At 72.9% G+C, this 12,869-nt stretch carries 12 protein-coding genes; 8 read left to right on the forward strand and 4 right to left on the reverse strand.

Features of this window, described 5'->3' with window-relative positions:
* The first annotated feature begins 258 nt into the window (after window positions 1–258).
* The 5 genes from EV284_RS25340 (at window position 259) to EV284_RS25360 (ending at window position 5,756) form a co-directional block, all read left to right on the forward strand.
* A complete protein-coding gene (locus EV284_RS25340; RefSeq protein ID WP_130338025.1) occupies window positions 259–945 on the forward strand; it encodes a DUF6445 family protein in 687 nt (228 codons plus the stop codon).
* Between the two features lie 132 nt (window positions 946–1,077).
* Window positions 1,078–1,497 carry a hypothetical protein gene (locus EV284_RS25345; protein WP_130338027.1) on the forward strand — a complete coding sequence of 140 codons (420 nt, stop codon included), beginning with the start codon at window positions 1,078–1,080 and terminating at the stop codon, window positions 1,495–1,497.
* 139 nt (window positions 1,498–1,636) lie between these two features.
* Complete coding sequence (locus tag EV284_RS25350; protein WP_130338453.1) at window positions 1,637–2,296, forward strand: DUF4328 domain-containing protein; 660 nt, start codon at window positions 1,637–1,639, stop codon at window positions 2,294–2,296.
* Window positions 2,297–2,447: 151 nt separating this feature from the next.
* Entirely contained in the window at window positions 2,448–3,458 is a 1,011-nt protein-coding gene (locus tag EV284_RS25355) for an MIP/aquaporin family protein (RefSeq protein ID WP_242625815.1), read from the forward strand.
* 237 nt (window positions 3,459–3,695) lie between these two features.
* The gene (locus tag EV284_RS25360) at window positions 3,696–5,756 is read left to right on the forward strand and encodes a hypothetical protein (protein ID WP_130338029.1); all 2,061 of its coding nucleotides are present in this window, start codon (window positions 3,696–3,698) and stop codon (window positions 5,754–5,756) included.
* A 39-nt stretch (window positions 5,757–5,795) separates the two neighbouring features.
* Here the strand turns inward: EV284_RS25360 and EV284_RS25365 are convergent, their stop codons facing one another.
* Together EV284_RS25365 and EV284_RS25370 are read right to left on the reverse strand one after the other, a co-directional pair.
* Entirely contained in the window at window positions 5,796–6,557 is a 762-nt protein-coding gene (locus EV284_RS25365; RefSeq protein ID WP_130338031.1) for a GltA, read from the reverse strand.
* Window positions 6,558–6,652: 95 nt separating this feature from the next.
* Complete coding sequence (locus tag EV284_RS25370) at window positions 6,653–7,543, reverse strand: LysR family transcriptional regulator (RefSeq protein ID WP_130338033.1); 891 nt, start codon at window positions 7,541–7,543, stop codon at window positions 6,653–6,655.
* Between the two features lie 92 nt (window positions 7,544–7,635).
* On the opposite strand from EV284_RS25370, the gene EV284_RS25375 reads away from it, so the two are divergent.
* From EV284_RS25375 to EV284_RS25385, 3 genes are all read left to right on the forward strand, one after another.
* Window positions 7,636–8,508, forward strand: a complete 873-nt coding sequence (locus tag EV284_RS25375) for a PhzF family phenazine biosynthesis isomerase (RefSeq protein ID WP_130338035.1) — start codon at window positions 7,636–7,638, stop codon at window positions 8,506–8,508.
* Window positions 8,509–8,666: 158 nt separating this feature from the next.
* Window positions 8,667–9,725: an LAETG motif-containing sortase-dependent surface protein gene (locus EV284_RS33425; protein ID WP_130338037.1), complete on the forward strand. Its 1,059-nt coding sequence runs from the start codon at window positions 8,667–8,669 to the stop codon at window positions 9,723–9,725.
* A 261-nt stretch (window positions 9,726–9,986) separates the two neighbouring features.
* Window positions 9,987–11,366, forward strand: a complete 1,380-nt coding sequence (locus EV284_RS25385; protein ID WP_130338039.1) for a phosphatase PAP2 family protein — start codon at window positions 9,987–9,989, stop codon at window positions 11,364–11,366.
* A 19-nt stretch (window positions 11,367–11,385) separates the two neighbouring features.
* On the opposite strand, the gene EV284_RS25390 is transcribed toward EV284_RS25385, so the two are convergent.
* Window positions 11,386–11,955, reverse strand: coding sequence for a hypothetical protein (locus tag EV284_RS25390; protein ID WP_130338041.1), 570 nt, complete (start codon window positions 11,953–11,955; stop codon window positions 11,386–11,388).
* 51 nt (window positions 11,956–12,006) lie between these two features.
* Window positions 12,007–12,765 (reverse strand): polysaccharide deacetylase family protein, encoded by a 759-nt coding sequence (locus EV284_RS25395; RefSeq protein WP_130338043.1) that lies wholly within the window; start codon window positions 12,763–12,765, stop codon window positions 12,007–12,009.
* Window positions 12,766–12,869: the final 104 nt, after the last annotated feature.

Genomic DNA, 12,869 nt, shown 5'->3' on the forward strand with positions numbered 1-12,869 from the left:
CCCGTCGCGTTCCGCGAAAAGCGCACTGTTCCTCCTGCCCGGTCGTGGTTTCCGCCGACAGGCGGTTCAGACACACAGCAGTACGGACGCGGAGCCGATTCGTCTCGACCTTCGCCGTGAAGATTCCGCGCCGGTTTCCGGTGCTGTGCGACGGGTGCGTCCTTGGCCTGCCAACGACCAGTGTATGAGCGGACGTTGGCCAAAGGTTGACCTCTCCTCGGGCGAAGCGGCCCAGGTCAGCGGCCTAGATTTCGCCGCATGCCCCCACAGTCACCGCCACGGACGCCCTCGGCCCTGCCCGTCCTGCCCTACCGCAGGCCCACCGAGGGCCGCGACTACTGGGTGCTGGACGACGCGCTGCCCGACGCCGGCGCGGTGCGCGAGCGGTGTCTCGCCAAGGAGGACTGGGCCGAGGGACACCCGTACACCTCGGAGACCTGGCCCGGACTGCGGGCGATGCCCGGTCTCGAACCCGGTGAACTGGCGCGCGTGGAGCGACTGGTGAAGAGGGCGACCGGGGCGAAGGAGCTGTGGGTGCAGCGGGCGCCCGGCGGCGGCACCCTCAACCACAACTGCGTCCAGGTGGTCGGCGAGGGCGAGAGCGAGCCCCGCCCGCACACCGACTCCCGCGCGCTGTGCCGGTACGCGGCCGTGCTCTACCTCAACCCCGCCGTGCCGAAGCACTGCGGCACCAGCTTCCACCGCCAGTCCCTTCCCGGCGGGCGGCTCGGCGGCAATGTCGTCCAGGCCCCGCACAACAACCTCGTCGACGCCCTCGGTACCCGCTTCGTCGCCCCCGACGCCTTCGAGGAGGACGTCCGCGTGCCGCACCGCGCCAACCGGCTGCTGCTCTACCACGCCAACCTGGTGCACAGCGCGACCGCCTACACCGGCCGCACGCTGGAGGAGAAGCGGATGACGGCGGTGTTCTTCTGGATGGCGTGAGACGCCCCGGACCGCGCCGGGGCGTCACCCGTACGGCCTAGTCCCCGTGGTCGCCGGGCGCCGCGCGTCGGATCGTCGTACCTACGGACCCGTCCGGGGTTCACGGGGGACGAGACGTCGGAGGTAACGGCCATGACCCAGCAGACGCAGTCGGCGCGGTCCGAGCACAACGGGCTGGCCGAGGGAGGCGCGGTCTTCGCGGGTGTGCTGATGCTGGTGAACGGCATCCTTCACATCTTCCAGGGCATCTCGGCGATCGCCCTGGACGACGTGTACGCCCGGATCAACGCCTACGTCTACAAGATCGACCTGACCGGCTGGGGCTGGATCCTGCTGGTGGCCGGTGTGATCGTGGTGGCGACCGGGGCCGGGGTGCTGATGGGAGCGTCCTGGGCGCGGGTGGTCGGCATCGTGATCACCTCGCTGGGCCTGATCCTGCAGTTCCTGTTCCTGCCGTACTCCCCCATCTGGTCGCTGATCCTGATCGCCCTCGACTTCTTCATCATCTGGGCGCTGGCGACCTGGCACCCGGAGGGCCGTGCGGTCGTCTGACCACCGCCTCCCCCTGTCGGCCGGTGCCGCAGCGCTCTCCCGCGCGGCACCGGCCTCTTGTCCGGGCCTCTCCGGTTTCCCGGGCTCAAAAGCCCCTGGTGCCGGGCCTGCCGAGCGGGCGAGGATGAGCCCCGTGACCATGGACGACGCTCTCGACACCCCTGCCGCGCCCCCCGCCCCCCGGCCATCGGACTCCGCCGCCCGGCTGGCCGCCGGGGCGCTCCTGCTGTCCGGGGCCGGCTGGCTGGCCCGGGCGGTGTGGGAGGCACGGCTGTACAGCGCGGGCGAGCCCGCCGCCGGGCTCCCGGACCAGGGCGACGGGGTGCACCGCCCGCTCACCTCCCTGGAGAACTCGTACCACCTGGTGAGCACGGCCGGCTCCGTGCTCACCCTGCTGTGCGCGGCGGCCTTCCTGATGTGGCTGCGGCGGGTCCGGGACAACGCCCGCGCGCTGTCGGGGCGGCCGCCGAAGTACGCGGGGATCTGGGTGTACCTGGGCTGGGTGGTGCCGGTGGTCAACCTCTGGTTCCCGCGCGGCATCGTGGCCGACGCCTACCGGGCGAGCGCGCCGGAGCGGCGGCTGCCCGCCGTGGTCAACGTGTGGTGGGGGCTGTGGCTGGCCGGTCTGCTCGGTGGCTTCCTCGAGGGGGAGGACACCGACTCCGTGATCGGCCGGGCCTACTCGGAGATCGGGCCACTGCTGGTGGCCGACCTGGCCGTGGTGGGCGCGGCCGTGGCGGGGGCGCTGATGGTGCGTACGGTGACGGCGGCACAGACGGCGCGTCTCGCGGCGGTCTGACAGACCGTGAGGAGGAGTGCCGGGGGCGCCGGTCCTGGGGGGCGCCCCGGCGAGAGCCCTTAGGCCAGACGGGTTTCCCGCCCTGCGGGCCTGGGTGGAGTGGGTGAATATGAGGATGTTTGCCCTACCGCTCCTCTGCTAGGGGGCCTCAATGGCTGCTGTAGACATTCCCCCGCTCATCAAGCCGTCCCGGCTCCGGCACCGGGGTGGTCTGGCGGGCGAGCTCATGGCGGAGTTCATCGGGACCTTCGTCCTCATCTCGTTCGGCTGCGGTGTGGTCGCCATGGCGGTCGCCGCGCTGCCGGGCTCCGGCCGTGCCGCCACCACCACGACGATCTTCCTGGCCGCCGGTGACTGGCTGCTCGTCGCCTGGGGCTGGGCGCTGGCCGTGACCTTCGGCGTGTACGTGGCCGGCGGCGTCAGCGGCGCCCACCTCAACCCCGCGGTCACCCTCGCCATGGCCGTACGCCGGGGCTTCCCCTGGCTGAAGGTGCTGCCGTACTGGTTCGCCCAGGTCGTGGGCGCGTTCGCCGGGGCGGCGCTGGTGTACCTCGTCTACCACAACGCGATCGACACCTTCGACGCGGCGGTGCCCGGGCCCAAGACCGACGGCCACACCCTGGCCTCGTTCTCCATCTTCGCCACGTTCCCGGCGCCCTACTTCCACGGCGGCATCTGGGGCCCGCTGATCGACCAGATCGCCGGCGCGGGCTTCCTCGTGATGTTCGTGGTCGCCATCCTGGACCTGCGCAACCAGGCGGTGAAGGCGAACCTGGCCCCGCTGATCGTGGGCTTCGCGGTCGCCGCGATCGGCATGTCCTTCGGCGCCAACGCGGGCTACGCCATCAACCCGGCCCGCGACTTCGGCCCCCGGCTGTTCACCTGGGTGGCGGGCTGGGGGAGCCTCGCCTTCCCGGGCAGCGAGGCGGGCCAGTTCAGCGGCTACTGGTGGATTCCCATCGTGGGCCCGCTGATCGGCGGCCTGGTCGGCATCTTCCTCTACGACCTCTTCATCGGCGACGTCCTCTACCTCCGCAACCACCTGGGCGAACTCCCCGAGCCCGGCCGTACCCGCCCGGTCAGGACGATCGACCGGGAAGACGAGACGGGCAGCGGCGGCGACAAGCGGAAGAGGCCGGACGAGGACGACGACGACTACTAGGTGCCCCCGGCAGGCTGAACGCGTGGGCGGCCCGGAATCCGGGCCGCCCACCGCTATGTGCACCTGTGTACGAGGGTTCAGTGCGGCGTGTGATCCCTGGCCCGCTTCCGCACCCGAGGTGACGGGCGGCCGTTGGACTCTGCGTGAGGGCAGCGCTGTGCAGGAACGATTTGGCTGCTCTCTCTGAGCGTGCGGCCACGGGGTGCCGCACCGCCGCGAGCTACGGAGCGCAGAACAGTGTGGGCATATGCCGAGGACACCGAGTGGGCGTCCGCAGCACGGCGTTGCGGGCCGGACGGGCTGATCGGGCGGGCGGAGGAGACCGGGACCCTCAGGGAAGAGCTGGCCCGGCATCGGCTGGTCACGGTGACGGGGGCCGCGGGGATCGGGAAGAGCGCGCTGGCCGCTGTCGCGGTGGGCGGTGAGGGAGGTGACGGTGCGGAGGGCGCGCCCGCCTGGGCTCGGGTGATCTATGTGCGGTGCCCCGGCGGGGGCGGGCCCGTCGCCGTGGGGGCGCTCGCCGCCCGGGTGTCGGAGGCGGTGCTGGGGCCGCGGGCTGCGGCTACGGGCGCGGGCGCGAGTGGGCGGCCGACGGCCGTACCGGACGCGCGGGGCGCCCGCACCAAGGCCCGGCCCGCCCTCACCGACCTGGTCGCCGCGCTGCGGGGCACGGCCGGGCGGCGGTCCGTGCTCCTGTTGCTCGACGACGCCGACGCGGTGCGCACCGAGTGCGCGGGGCTGGTGCAACGGCTGCTGATGGACGTACCCGGGGTGCGGATGCTGGTGACCTGCCGTCAGGCGCTCGGGCTCGGTGAGGAACGGGTGCTGCGGCTGGCCCCGCTGGCCCCGGACGCGGCGGTGGAACTGTTCCTCACGCGGGCCCGCGACGCCGCCCCCGGTTTCCGCGCGGAGGGCACCGAGTCGGCCGCCGTGGCCCGGATCTGCCGCGTACTGGAGGGCGTACCCCTCGCCGTGGAGCTGGCCGCCTCCCAGCTGGCGGCGGAATCCTCCGCCCGGGCGCTGGCCGACCGGCTGGAGCAGGGCCAGTGCTGGCTGGCCGCACCCGGCCCGGCACTGCGCAGGCACCGCTCGCTGCGGTCGGCCGTCGGCGCGGCGTACCTGCTGTGCGAGCGGCCGGAGCGCGCGGTGTGGAGCAGGAGCAGCGTCTTCCGGGGGGCGTTCACCGAGCCGACGGCGGCGTACCTGTGCGCGGGTGCGGGTCTCGCCCCGCACCAGGTCCCGACCTGCCTCGCCCGCCTGGCCGCCGCCGGAGTGCTGGAGACCCTGGACGAACCGGGTGGCCTGCGCCCGCCCCGCTACCGCATGACCCGCGCCGCCCGCGACTTCGGCGCCGAACGCCTGCACGCGGCCGGTGAGTTCGAGGTGGCTGTGGAACGCCATGTACTGCACCACCGCCGCCTCGCGGAGGTCGCCGAGCACCTGTGGCACGCGGGGGACCAGCGCCAGGCGGCCCGTCTCGTCCGGGACAACGCGGCCGAGCTGACGGCGCTGGTGGAGTACGCGTCCCGCCCCCAGGCACCGGCCGCGCAGGTGACGGCGGCGCTGGCCACGGTGGCCGACCTGTGGTTCTGGTGGACGGTGCACGACCACGGTGAGGAGGGCCGCGCCCATCTGGCGCGCCTGCTGCCCCGCGCGACCGCCGACGACCACCTCACCGCCCGCGCCCGCTGGCTCGCCGCGTGGCTGCACGCCCCCGGCGACCCGGCCACCGCCCGCACCTTGCTCGGCCAGGTCTGGCCGGTGGCGGTCCTCGCCGGTGACGACGCGCTGATCGGCTGGGTCGCGCACGTCCAGGGCGTGGTGGCGTGGGAGCGCGGGGACGCCCGTACCGCGGCCGAGTGTTTCCGGCAGGCCGCCGACACGGTCCCGGCGTTCGCCCCCGGCGGCCCGGCCCCCGCCGTGAGCCTGGCGGCGCTGGCCGTGGCCCAGGCGCCCACCGCACCGGGCGCGGCGGGGCGCAGCGCGCGCCGGGCGCTGTCCTCCCCCGGCGTACGGGACGACGCCTGGGCGACGGCCCTCGCCCGCTACGCCCGCGCCTACACCGACCACCACCAGGGCCACACCGCCCGCGCCTGGCACCGCGCCCACCGCACCCTGGCCACGCTGGACGCCCGCGTCCCCCTGCCGAGCCCCCTGGACTCCCCCGACATCCCGTCCGTACGCGCCTCACTGCGCCGGCTGCTCACCGACATCGAGGCCGTCCGGACCCCGCGAGCCACGGTGCCGGCACCTCGGACGGACACGCCGATGCCGAGCAGGACGTCCAGCCGTATGTGAGGGGCAATCGGGTGGTTTCACGTGAAACACGGAGGCGAGTCAGTCCTTGAGCGCGGCAGGCCGCCAGCGCCATCCCGCCGCGTGCAGCGCCTCCGCCCGCTGGACCGCGATCTGGACGCGGAGCCGGGCCTCGGCGCGGTCCCGGAAGGCCTCGGACGCGGTGTGCTGGGTGGGGTGCTTGCGGTAGAGGGTGCCGGGCTCGCTCTGCATCCAGCCCGGACTGACCGCCTCGCAGCTCAGCAGCAGCGCGCCGTCCTCGAACGCGGGCAGCGCCGGCCAACCGCCCAGGAGCCGGACCAGCTCGGTGTGCACGGTCTGGGTGGTGCCGACCACCGGCATGGTTCCGCGCGCGGCCCCGTCCAGCAGGGCCCGAGCGGGCAGCGGACCGGGCTCGGGATCGTAGGGTCCGGGTTCGAGCCGCCCGTCGGGATGCAGGTCGAGACAGGGGGCCACGGTCCACCCGTAGCCCGGCCGGGCGACCAGCACCTCGATGTCACGGGCCAGCGCGTCGGCATCGGGCAGCAGATCATCGGCGTCCACGCACCGCAGCAGGGCTCCGCCGACCCGAGCCAGCCCGAGCGTGCGCGCCCGCGCGGCCCCACCGTGCCGCCCGGTCCCGGTGGAGATCCACGCCTCCTGCGGCAACACCCCGGCCGGCCGCCCCGTCTCCCCGTCCTCCTGCACCACCCACTGCAGCGCCCACCCGCCGGGCAACCGCTGCGCACACAACGAGTCGTACAGCTCCCGCAGATAGCGGTGCCCCCCGTCATGAACGGGCGTCAGGACACTGAGCACCGGCATACGAGACGCGCTCCCCTCCGACAACCGAGCCCCTGCCCCCGAACCCTGGAAAGCCTAATGCGAACGCGGAACACCGAGCCCGGCTCCGTAGGCGGTCACGCCTGCTCGAAGTGTCGTACGACCGCCTGTACCACCGCGCGTGCCGCTCGGGTCGGTTGCCGTCGCCGGTGGTGGGCCAGGTGGATGGGCACGTCCGGCAGGGGCGGACCCGCGACCAGGGTCAGGCGGCCCTCCTCCAGCGCGCGGGACGCGTTCGCGTGGGGGAGGACTGTCAGGCCGAGGCCCGCGCTGACGCAGGAGCGGGCCGCCTCGATGCTGCCGAAGCGGGTCATGCGGGGGTGGGCGCCGGGCACCGCCTGGAGTTGGCCGGCGAGCCAGTCGCTGTAGGAGCAGCCCTGTTCGTGCAGGAAGAAGTCCTCCTTGGCCAGCTCCGCCCAGGTCGCGGGCTCGGCCCGGTCCGCCAGCCGGTGGCCCGGGGCGCACAGTAGGTCCAGCGGCTGGGCGGCGATGCGTTCGGCGGCGATGTCCGCGTGGTCGACGCGCTCCTCCAGCAGCAGGGCGATGTCCAGCTGGCCGGAGCGCAGGCCGGTCAGTGCGGCGGAGGTGCCGCGGGGTTCGAGCTGGACCTCCACCTCGGGGTGAAGCGCACGCAACGCGGCCACGATGAGCGGCAGATGAGCCGAGCACAGGGTCTCGCCCGCGCCCACCACCACCGTCCCGGTGACGGGCCCGTCCTCGGCGGCGGCCGCGAACAGCCGGGACTCCGCCGCCAGCACCTCTTCGGCCGTGTCGAGCAGCCGCCGCCCGTCCTCGGTGAGCAGCGCCCCCCTGGCCACCCGGTCGAACAACCGCGTGCCGAGCGCCTTCTCCAACGCCTTGATCTGCACGGTCACCGTGGACTGCGCGAGCCGCAGCTCGGTCGCGGCAGCGGTGAAGCTGCCCGTTCTGGCCAGCGTGGCGAAGGTCTGGAGGAGCCGGGTTTCCATGGCGGAAGAGTAGCCAGCCATCGAATGTGCCGATGGCTCGTATAAAAAACAATCGTTGGTGTTGATGGGCCTGGAGGCGCCAGCATGAGGGCATGGCTCACACCACGGCACCCGACGTCCTGCGCTACGCGGCCTTCACCCCCGACCCCCAGGGGGGAAACCCCGCAGGGGTCGTCCTCGACGCGACCGGCCTCGACGAGCAGCGCATGCTCGCCCTCGCGGCCGAGGTCGGATACTCCGAGACCGCCTTCGTCACCGGACGGGACGAGGCCCGGCGCCGGTTCACCCTCCGCTACTTCAGCCCCCTCGCCGAGGTCGCCTTCTGCGGTCACGCCACGGTCGCCACCGCGGTGGCCCTCGGCGAACGCCTCGGCACCGGTGAACTCCACTTCGACACCACCGCGGGGGAGATCAGGGTCGAGACGACGGCCGACCGGGACGGCACCGTACGGGCCACCCTCACCAGCGTCCCCGCCCACTCCCGCCCGGCCGACGCCACCGAGCTGACCGCCACGCTCGCCGCCCTGCGCTGGGAGGCCACCGACCTGGACCCGGCCCTGCCGCCGCACGTGGCCTCCGCGGGCAACGACCACCTGATCCTCGCCGCCGCCTCCCGTGCCCGACTGGCCGACCTGGCCTACGACTTCGACGGCCTCGCCACCGTCATGCGCACCCACGGGTGGACGACCGTCCACCTCGTCTGGCGGGAGAACGACGGCAGTTACCACGCCCGCGACCCCTTCCCCGTCGGCGGTGTCGTCGAGGACCCGGCCACTGGTGCGGCAGCGGCGGCGTTCGGCGGCTACCTGCGCACCGTCGGCCTGGTGACCGCCCCCAGCACGATCACCATCCGCCAGGGCGAGGACATGGGCCGCCCGAGCGATCTCACCATCGAGGTGGACCCGTACGAGACTCCCGTGAGGGTCACGGGGCAGGCCGTACCGATCGCCACGCCTGCCCCCTGAGTCCCGCCCGCCTCATCCGTAATTGGTCAGCGGTGCCCCATCTGTGCCCTGAACTGGGACAGTTCGCGTAGAGATTCCGAAACCTTTTGGGCAACCCTTTGTGCCGCAGGCAGGTCTGTCATGCGCACACCTTGATCCCTGCTGCCCAGAGGTTCGTAATGAAGCTGCGTCGTTCCCTGGCCCTCGCTGCTGCGACGGCCGTCCTCTCTCCGGTCGTGCTCATGACGGCCTCGGTGGCGCAGGCGGAGGAGAGCCCCTCGCCCTCGGCCTCCGAGTCGGTCGCGTCGGGGGAGACCGAGCCCGAGGGCGGCGTCACCTCCACCCCGGCCACCGGCACCTCCACCCCGGCCGAGGCGGACACCTCCACCCCGCCCGCCCTCGACTCCACCTCGTCCGCGCCCGCCAAGGACACCACCTCCGCCTCGGCGTCCACCTCCGCCTCCACCTCGCCGAGCGCTTCCGCGTCGGCGTCGGCGTCGGCGTCGGCGTCCGCGTCCACCGGTCCGGAGGACTGCGACGACACCGACCCGAAGCTCGATAAGGAGCTCACCACCAGCCTCTCCGGGCTGCCGTCGAAGATCGTCGCGGGCAGTGGTTTCCACGGCTTCAAGCTGAACGTGAAGAACTCGGGCAAGCACGCCTACAAGCGGGTCGACCTCGGTGTCTTCGCCGCCGCGATGGGCGAGGACGACTTCTCCGACGCCACCCAGTACCTCACCCTGCAGTACCAGGACCCGACCTCGGGCACGTGGAACGACATCTCCGTGGACGGCGACGACGACGCCGCCGGCTACCTCGGCTACACCGACGTGAAGGCCAAGGAGTCGTTCTCCATCGACCTGCGTCTGTCGGTGGACAAGAAGGCTCCCGCCGGCGCCGGCTTCGCCATCAGCATCGGTTCGTACGTGGACGACGAGGGCAACTGCGTCTACGCCTCGGACGACGACTTCTACGAGTTCGACATCCTCGCCGCCGGCGTCACCCCCGGCCCGGTCGACGACTCCACCCCGAAGCCGCAGGGTGGCAGCAAGCCCCTGCCCACCACCAAGCCCGCCGGCAACACCCAGGTCGTGCCCCAGGGCCACCTCGCCGAGACCGGCTCCAGCTCGGCTCTTCCCGCGATAGCCCTGGCCGGTGGCGCGGCCGTGGCGCTCGGCCTCGGCGCGGTCTTCGTCGTCCGCCGCCGTCGCAGCGAGGGCGGAAACGCCGCGGTCTGACGCCGCCGGAGGCCGTGGCGGCACCGCAGGGCCGAGCTGCCGGCCGACTCCGTGCGGCTGAGGCGACGGCCACCCCGGACGACGGCCACGGTCCGCCCGGTGCGACCCGGGCCACAGCCCGTCCCGTATGACCCCGAGCAGGCCCGGACGATCTCTCGTCCGGGCCTGCTCGCGTCCGATCCCCGCCCAGGTCCGCCCGTTGTTGATCAGTTACGTCCATAGGGGCGCTTTTCAGTGCCCTGTGCCGATAAGTTGAGGCGCATGCTGTCACGGGGGTTTTCGCGAATATCCGGCCTGACCGCGTCCACCCCCAAGGGTCGGGCGCGGACAGGACTCTGGGCCGCCGCGGGTGTGACGGCTCTCGGTTTCCTCGTCGCGCTGGAGCTGGCCGCGCGTCGCTACGGCCTGCCGGGGCCGCTCACCCACCAGGTCGCGGAGCTGGTGTACCGCCCCAAGTCGGGGGCCCTGCTGTACGCCGGCCTCGCGCTGACCCTGGTGGTGCTCACCTGGCGGCAGCGCTTCGTCGCGGTCGGAGTGGCGCTCGGCATCGACGTCGTCCTCGCGCTGACGCGCTGGGCGTTCGACATCGGTGGCGTCGGCGACGACGAGGGCCGCGCGTTCGGCAACGGCGCGCTGTGGGTGGTGCTGGGCTGCGGGGTCATCGCGCTCACCCGTCGCACCGGCCGGGAACGCGTCCTGCTGCTGAAGGGGGTCGGCCTGGGCCTGCTGCTGGTGGCCGGCCGCAAGACGGGCGACACCTGGCTGCTGATCACCGCCAAGAGCCGTCCCCAGGTGCTCGACCCGTACGTGGCGACCGCCGATCACGCGCTGGGCAATCCCTCGTGGGTGGCGGGCCGGATCGTCGAAGCCTCCGGCCCGGTCGGCTGGCACATCCTCCACGCGGTCTACGGCCAGCTCGCGGTGGCCGCGGTCGTCGTCTCGCTGTACCAGCTCCGCAACGTGGCGGCCGAGCGCCGCTTCCCGGCCCACCACCTGGTGCGTACGTTCCTGGTGATCGGCCTGGTCGGACCGGCCGTCTACATGATCTACCCGGTGGTCGGCCCCGTGTTCGCCTACGGCACCGGCGCCTTCGGCACGGGCAGCGCGCACTGGGCCGTCGCCGAGATCTGGCCGCACATCCCGCCGTCGGTCGGGTCCCCGCACCCGGTGGTCTACGACGCGATCACGCCCCGCAACTGCATGCCCAGCCTGCACACCGCCTGGGCCACCGCGATCTTCATCCACTCCCGCCGGGCCCCGCGGTTCATGCGCCTCGCGGGCACCTTCTGGCTCCTGGCCACCCTCACAGCGACCCTGGGGTTCGGCTACCACTACGGCATCGACCTCGTCGCCGGCGTGGTGTTCACGCTCACCATCGAGACGGCCCTGCGCGCACACGACCACGGCTGGGACCGCCTGGCCGTGCAGCAGGTCGCCGCCGGAGTGGTGTTCTTCAGCGCCCTCCTGCTCGCGGTCCGCTTCCTGCCCGTTCAGATGGCCCACCACCCCTGGACGGTCGGCCCCTTCGTCCTCCTGACCACGGCCGCGGTGATCTACGGCTACGTCCGCACCACCGCCCGCTGGGAACCGACCCCCGCCCCGCCGACGCCCCGCCCGGAGCCGCAGCTCGAACCGGCGTGAGACCTCCTCGCGGCCGGGCTCAGTGGTCGTCGCGGATGCTCGTGGCGATGCCGTTCTTGATCACGACCTCGGCCGAGACGCCCTTCTTCGCGGCCGTCTCGAGCTGGGCCTCGGTGCACTTGGTGCCGCCGGCCGCGCTCGGGTCGCCGCAGATGTCGTCGTAGCCGATGATCTCGGTGTCCTCGGCGAGGAGGAACTCCTGCTCGCTGCCCCGCTGGCCGCTGACCGTGTACTTGCCGGGAGCGAGGTAGGAGACGTTGCCGAACCAGGTGCCGTTGACGCCCTCGCCCTTGTCGATGCCCTCGACGGCGGTGCCACGGGAGGGCGAGACGGTGGAGGAGCCCGTGCCCGTGGACGCGGCGGAGCCCGTGCCGGTGGAGGAGTCCGCGCCGGAGCCCTGCCGCGCGGCCGGCCGCTCCGACCCGCCGGACTCCTGGGACCCGGGGCTCTCCGTGGCCGTTCCGGCGGCGGACGTGGTGCTCGTGCCGGAGGCGGTGGCGGAGTCCGAGCCGCTCTGGCACGCCGTCATCAGCAGTCCGGCCGTGAGCGCGGCAGCGGCGGCAACGGCCGTGCGCAGGTGGCGGTTCATCAGTGGAGGTTCCTTTCGAGATGGGGTTTCGCGAGAGGCGGCGAACGGCTCTCAGCGCACCGGGAAGCCGAACGAGTAGCCCTGCTGCTTGAGTTCGGGCAGCACCCGGCGCAGCGCCTCGACCGTCTGCGAACGGTCGCCGCCCGCGTCGTGGAACAACAGCGTCGGGCCGTTCGGGAGTTCGCGTTCGACCGTGGCCACGATGGCCTCCGTGCCCGGCAGTTCGAAGTCCTTGGTGTCGACGTTCCAGCCCAGGGGGCGCATCCCCCGCGAGGCGGCGAGCTTGCGGCTGGCGGGGGTGAAGGCGCCGCCGGGAGCGCGGTAGTACATCGGCCGTACGCCCCCGGACGCCTCGGTGATCATGCGCTCGGCGTCGAGGATCTGCTGCGACTGGTAGGCCACGGGCTTCTTGTCCATCGCCGTGTCGTGCGACACCGTGTGGTCGCACAGCCGGTGCCCGGCGGCGACGACCCGCTTCACCAGATCGGGGTGCGCCTGCGCCTGGGTGCCGACCATGCAGAACGTCGCCTTCACCCCGTACTCCTTCAGCACGGCCAGCACTTGAGGCGTCCAGGTGGGGTCGGGTCCGTCGTCGATGGTGATGTTGACGCCGCGCGCGCCCTGGTCGGAGGAGTGCGCGATGGTCACGTCGACCGGCTTGACGCTGCTCGTCGCGGGCTTCGGCGCCGGTCCGCCGGCGGTGTCGGCCTGCGCGGTCCATAGGGAGGCGCCGACCGCGAGCATCGTCACCCCGAGCGCCGCCCCGACCACCTTGCCGTACCAGCCCCGCGTCCCGTTGTGCCGCGCCATGCCCGCCCCCACTCTCGCCCGTCCAAGCCCGGCCGCGTCGCGACCACTTGTCAGGACGGAGGGCGGGAGCGGGCGGATGCGTGTGTTACCGATCACGGACAATT

Origin of the sequence: Streptomyces sp. BK022, assembly GCF_004217355.1 — a bacterium.
GTDB lineage: Bacteria > Actinomycetota > Actinomycetes > Streptomycetales > Streptomycetaceae > Streptomyces > Streptomyces griseoluteus.

Bases quoted from the DNA above. Each gene is read 5' to 3' on its own strand.
- EV284_RS25340 (WP_130338025.1), top strand. From the start codon at position 259: ATGCCCCCACAGTCACCGCCACGGACGCCCTCGGCCCTGCCCGTCCTG.
- EV284_RS25345 (WP_130338027.1), top strand. From the start codon at position 1,078: ATGACCCAGCAGACGCAGTCGGCGCGGTCCGAGCACAACGGGCTGGCC.
- EV284_RS25350 (WP_130338453.1), top strand. From the start codon at position 1,637: ATGGACGACGCTCTCGACACCCCTGCCGCGCCCCCCGCCCCCCGGCCA.
- EV284_RS25355 (WP_242625815.1), top strand. From the start codon at position 2,448: ATGGCTGCTGTAGACATTCCCCCGCTCATCAAGCCGTCCCGGCTCCGG.
- EV284_RS25365 (WP_130338031.1), bottom strand. From the start codon at position 6,557: ATGCCGGTGCTCAGTGTCCTGACGCCCGTTCATGACGGGGGGCACCGC.
- EV284_RS25370 (WP_130338033.1), bottom strand. From the start codon at position 7,543: ATGGAAACCCGGCTCCTCCAGACCTTCGCCACGCTGGCCAGAACGGGC.
- EV284_RS25375 (WP_130338035.1), top strand. From the start codon at position 7,636: ATGGCTCACACCACGGCACCCGACGTCCTGCGCTACGCGGCCTTCACC.
- EV284_RS33425 (WP_130338037.1), top strand. From the start codon at position 8,667: ATGAAGCTGCGTCGTTCCCTGGCCCTCGCTGCTGCGACGGCCGTCCTC.
- EV284_RS25385 (WP_130338039.1), top strand. From the start codon at position 9,987: ATGCTGTCACGGGGGTTTTCGCGAATATCCGGCCTGACCGCGTCCACC.
- EV284_RS25390 (WP_130338041.1), bottom strand. From the start codon at position 11,955: ATGAACCGCCACCTGCGCACGGCCGTTGCCGCCGCTGCCGCGCTCACG.
- EV284_RS25395 (WP_130338043.1), bottom strand. From the start codon at position 12,765: ATGGCGCGGCACAACGGGACGCGGGGCTGGTACGGCAAGGTGGTCGGG.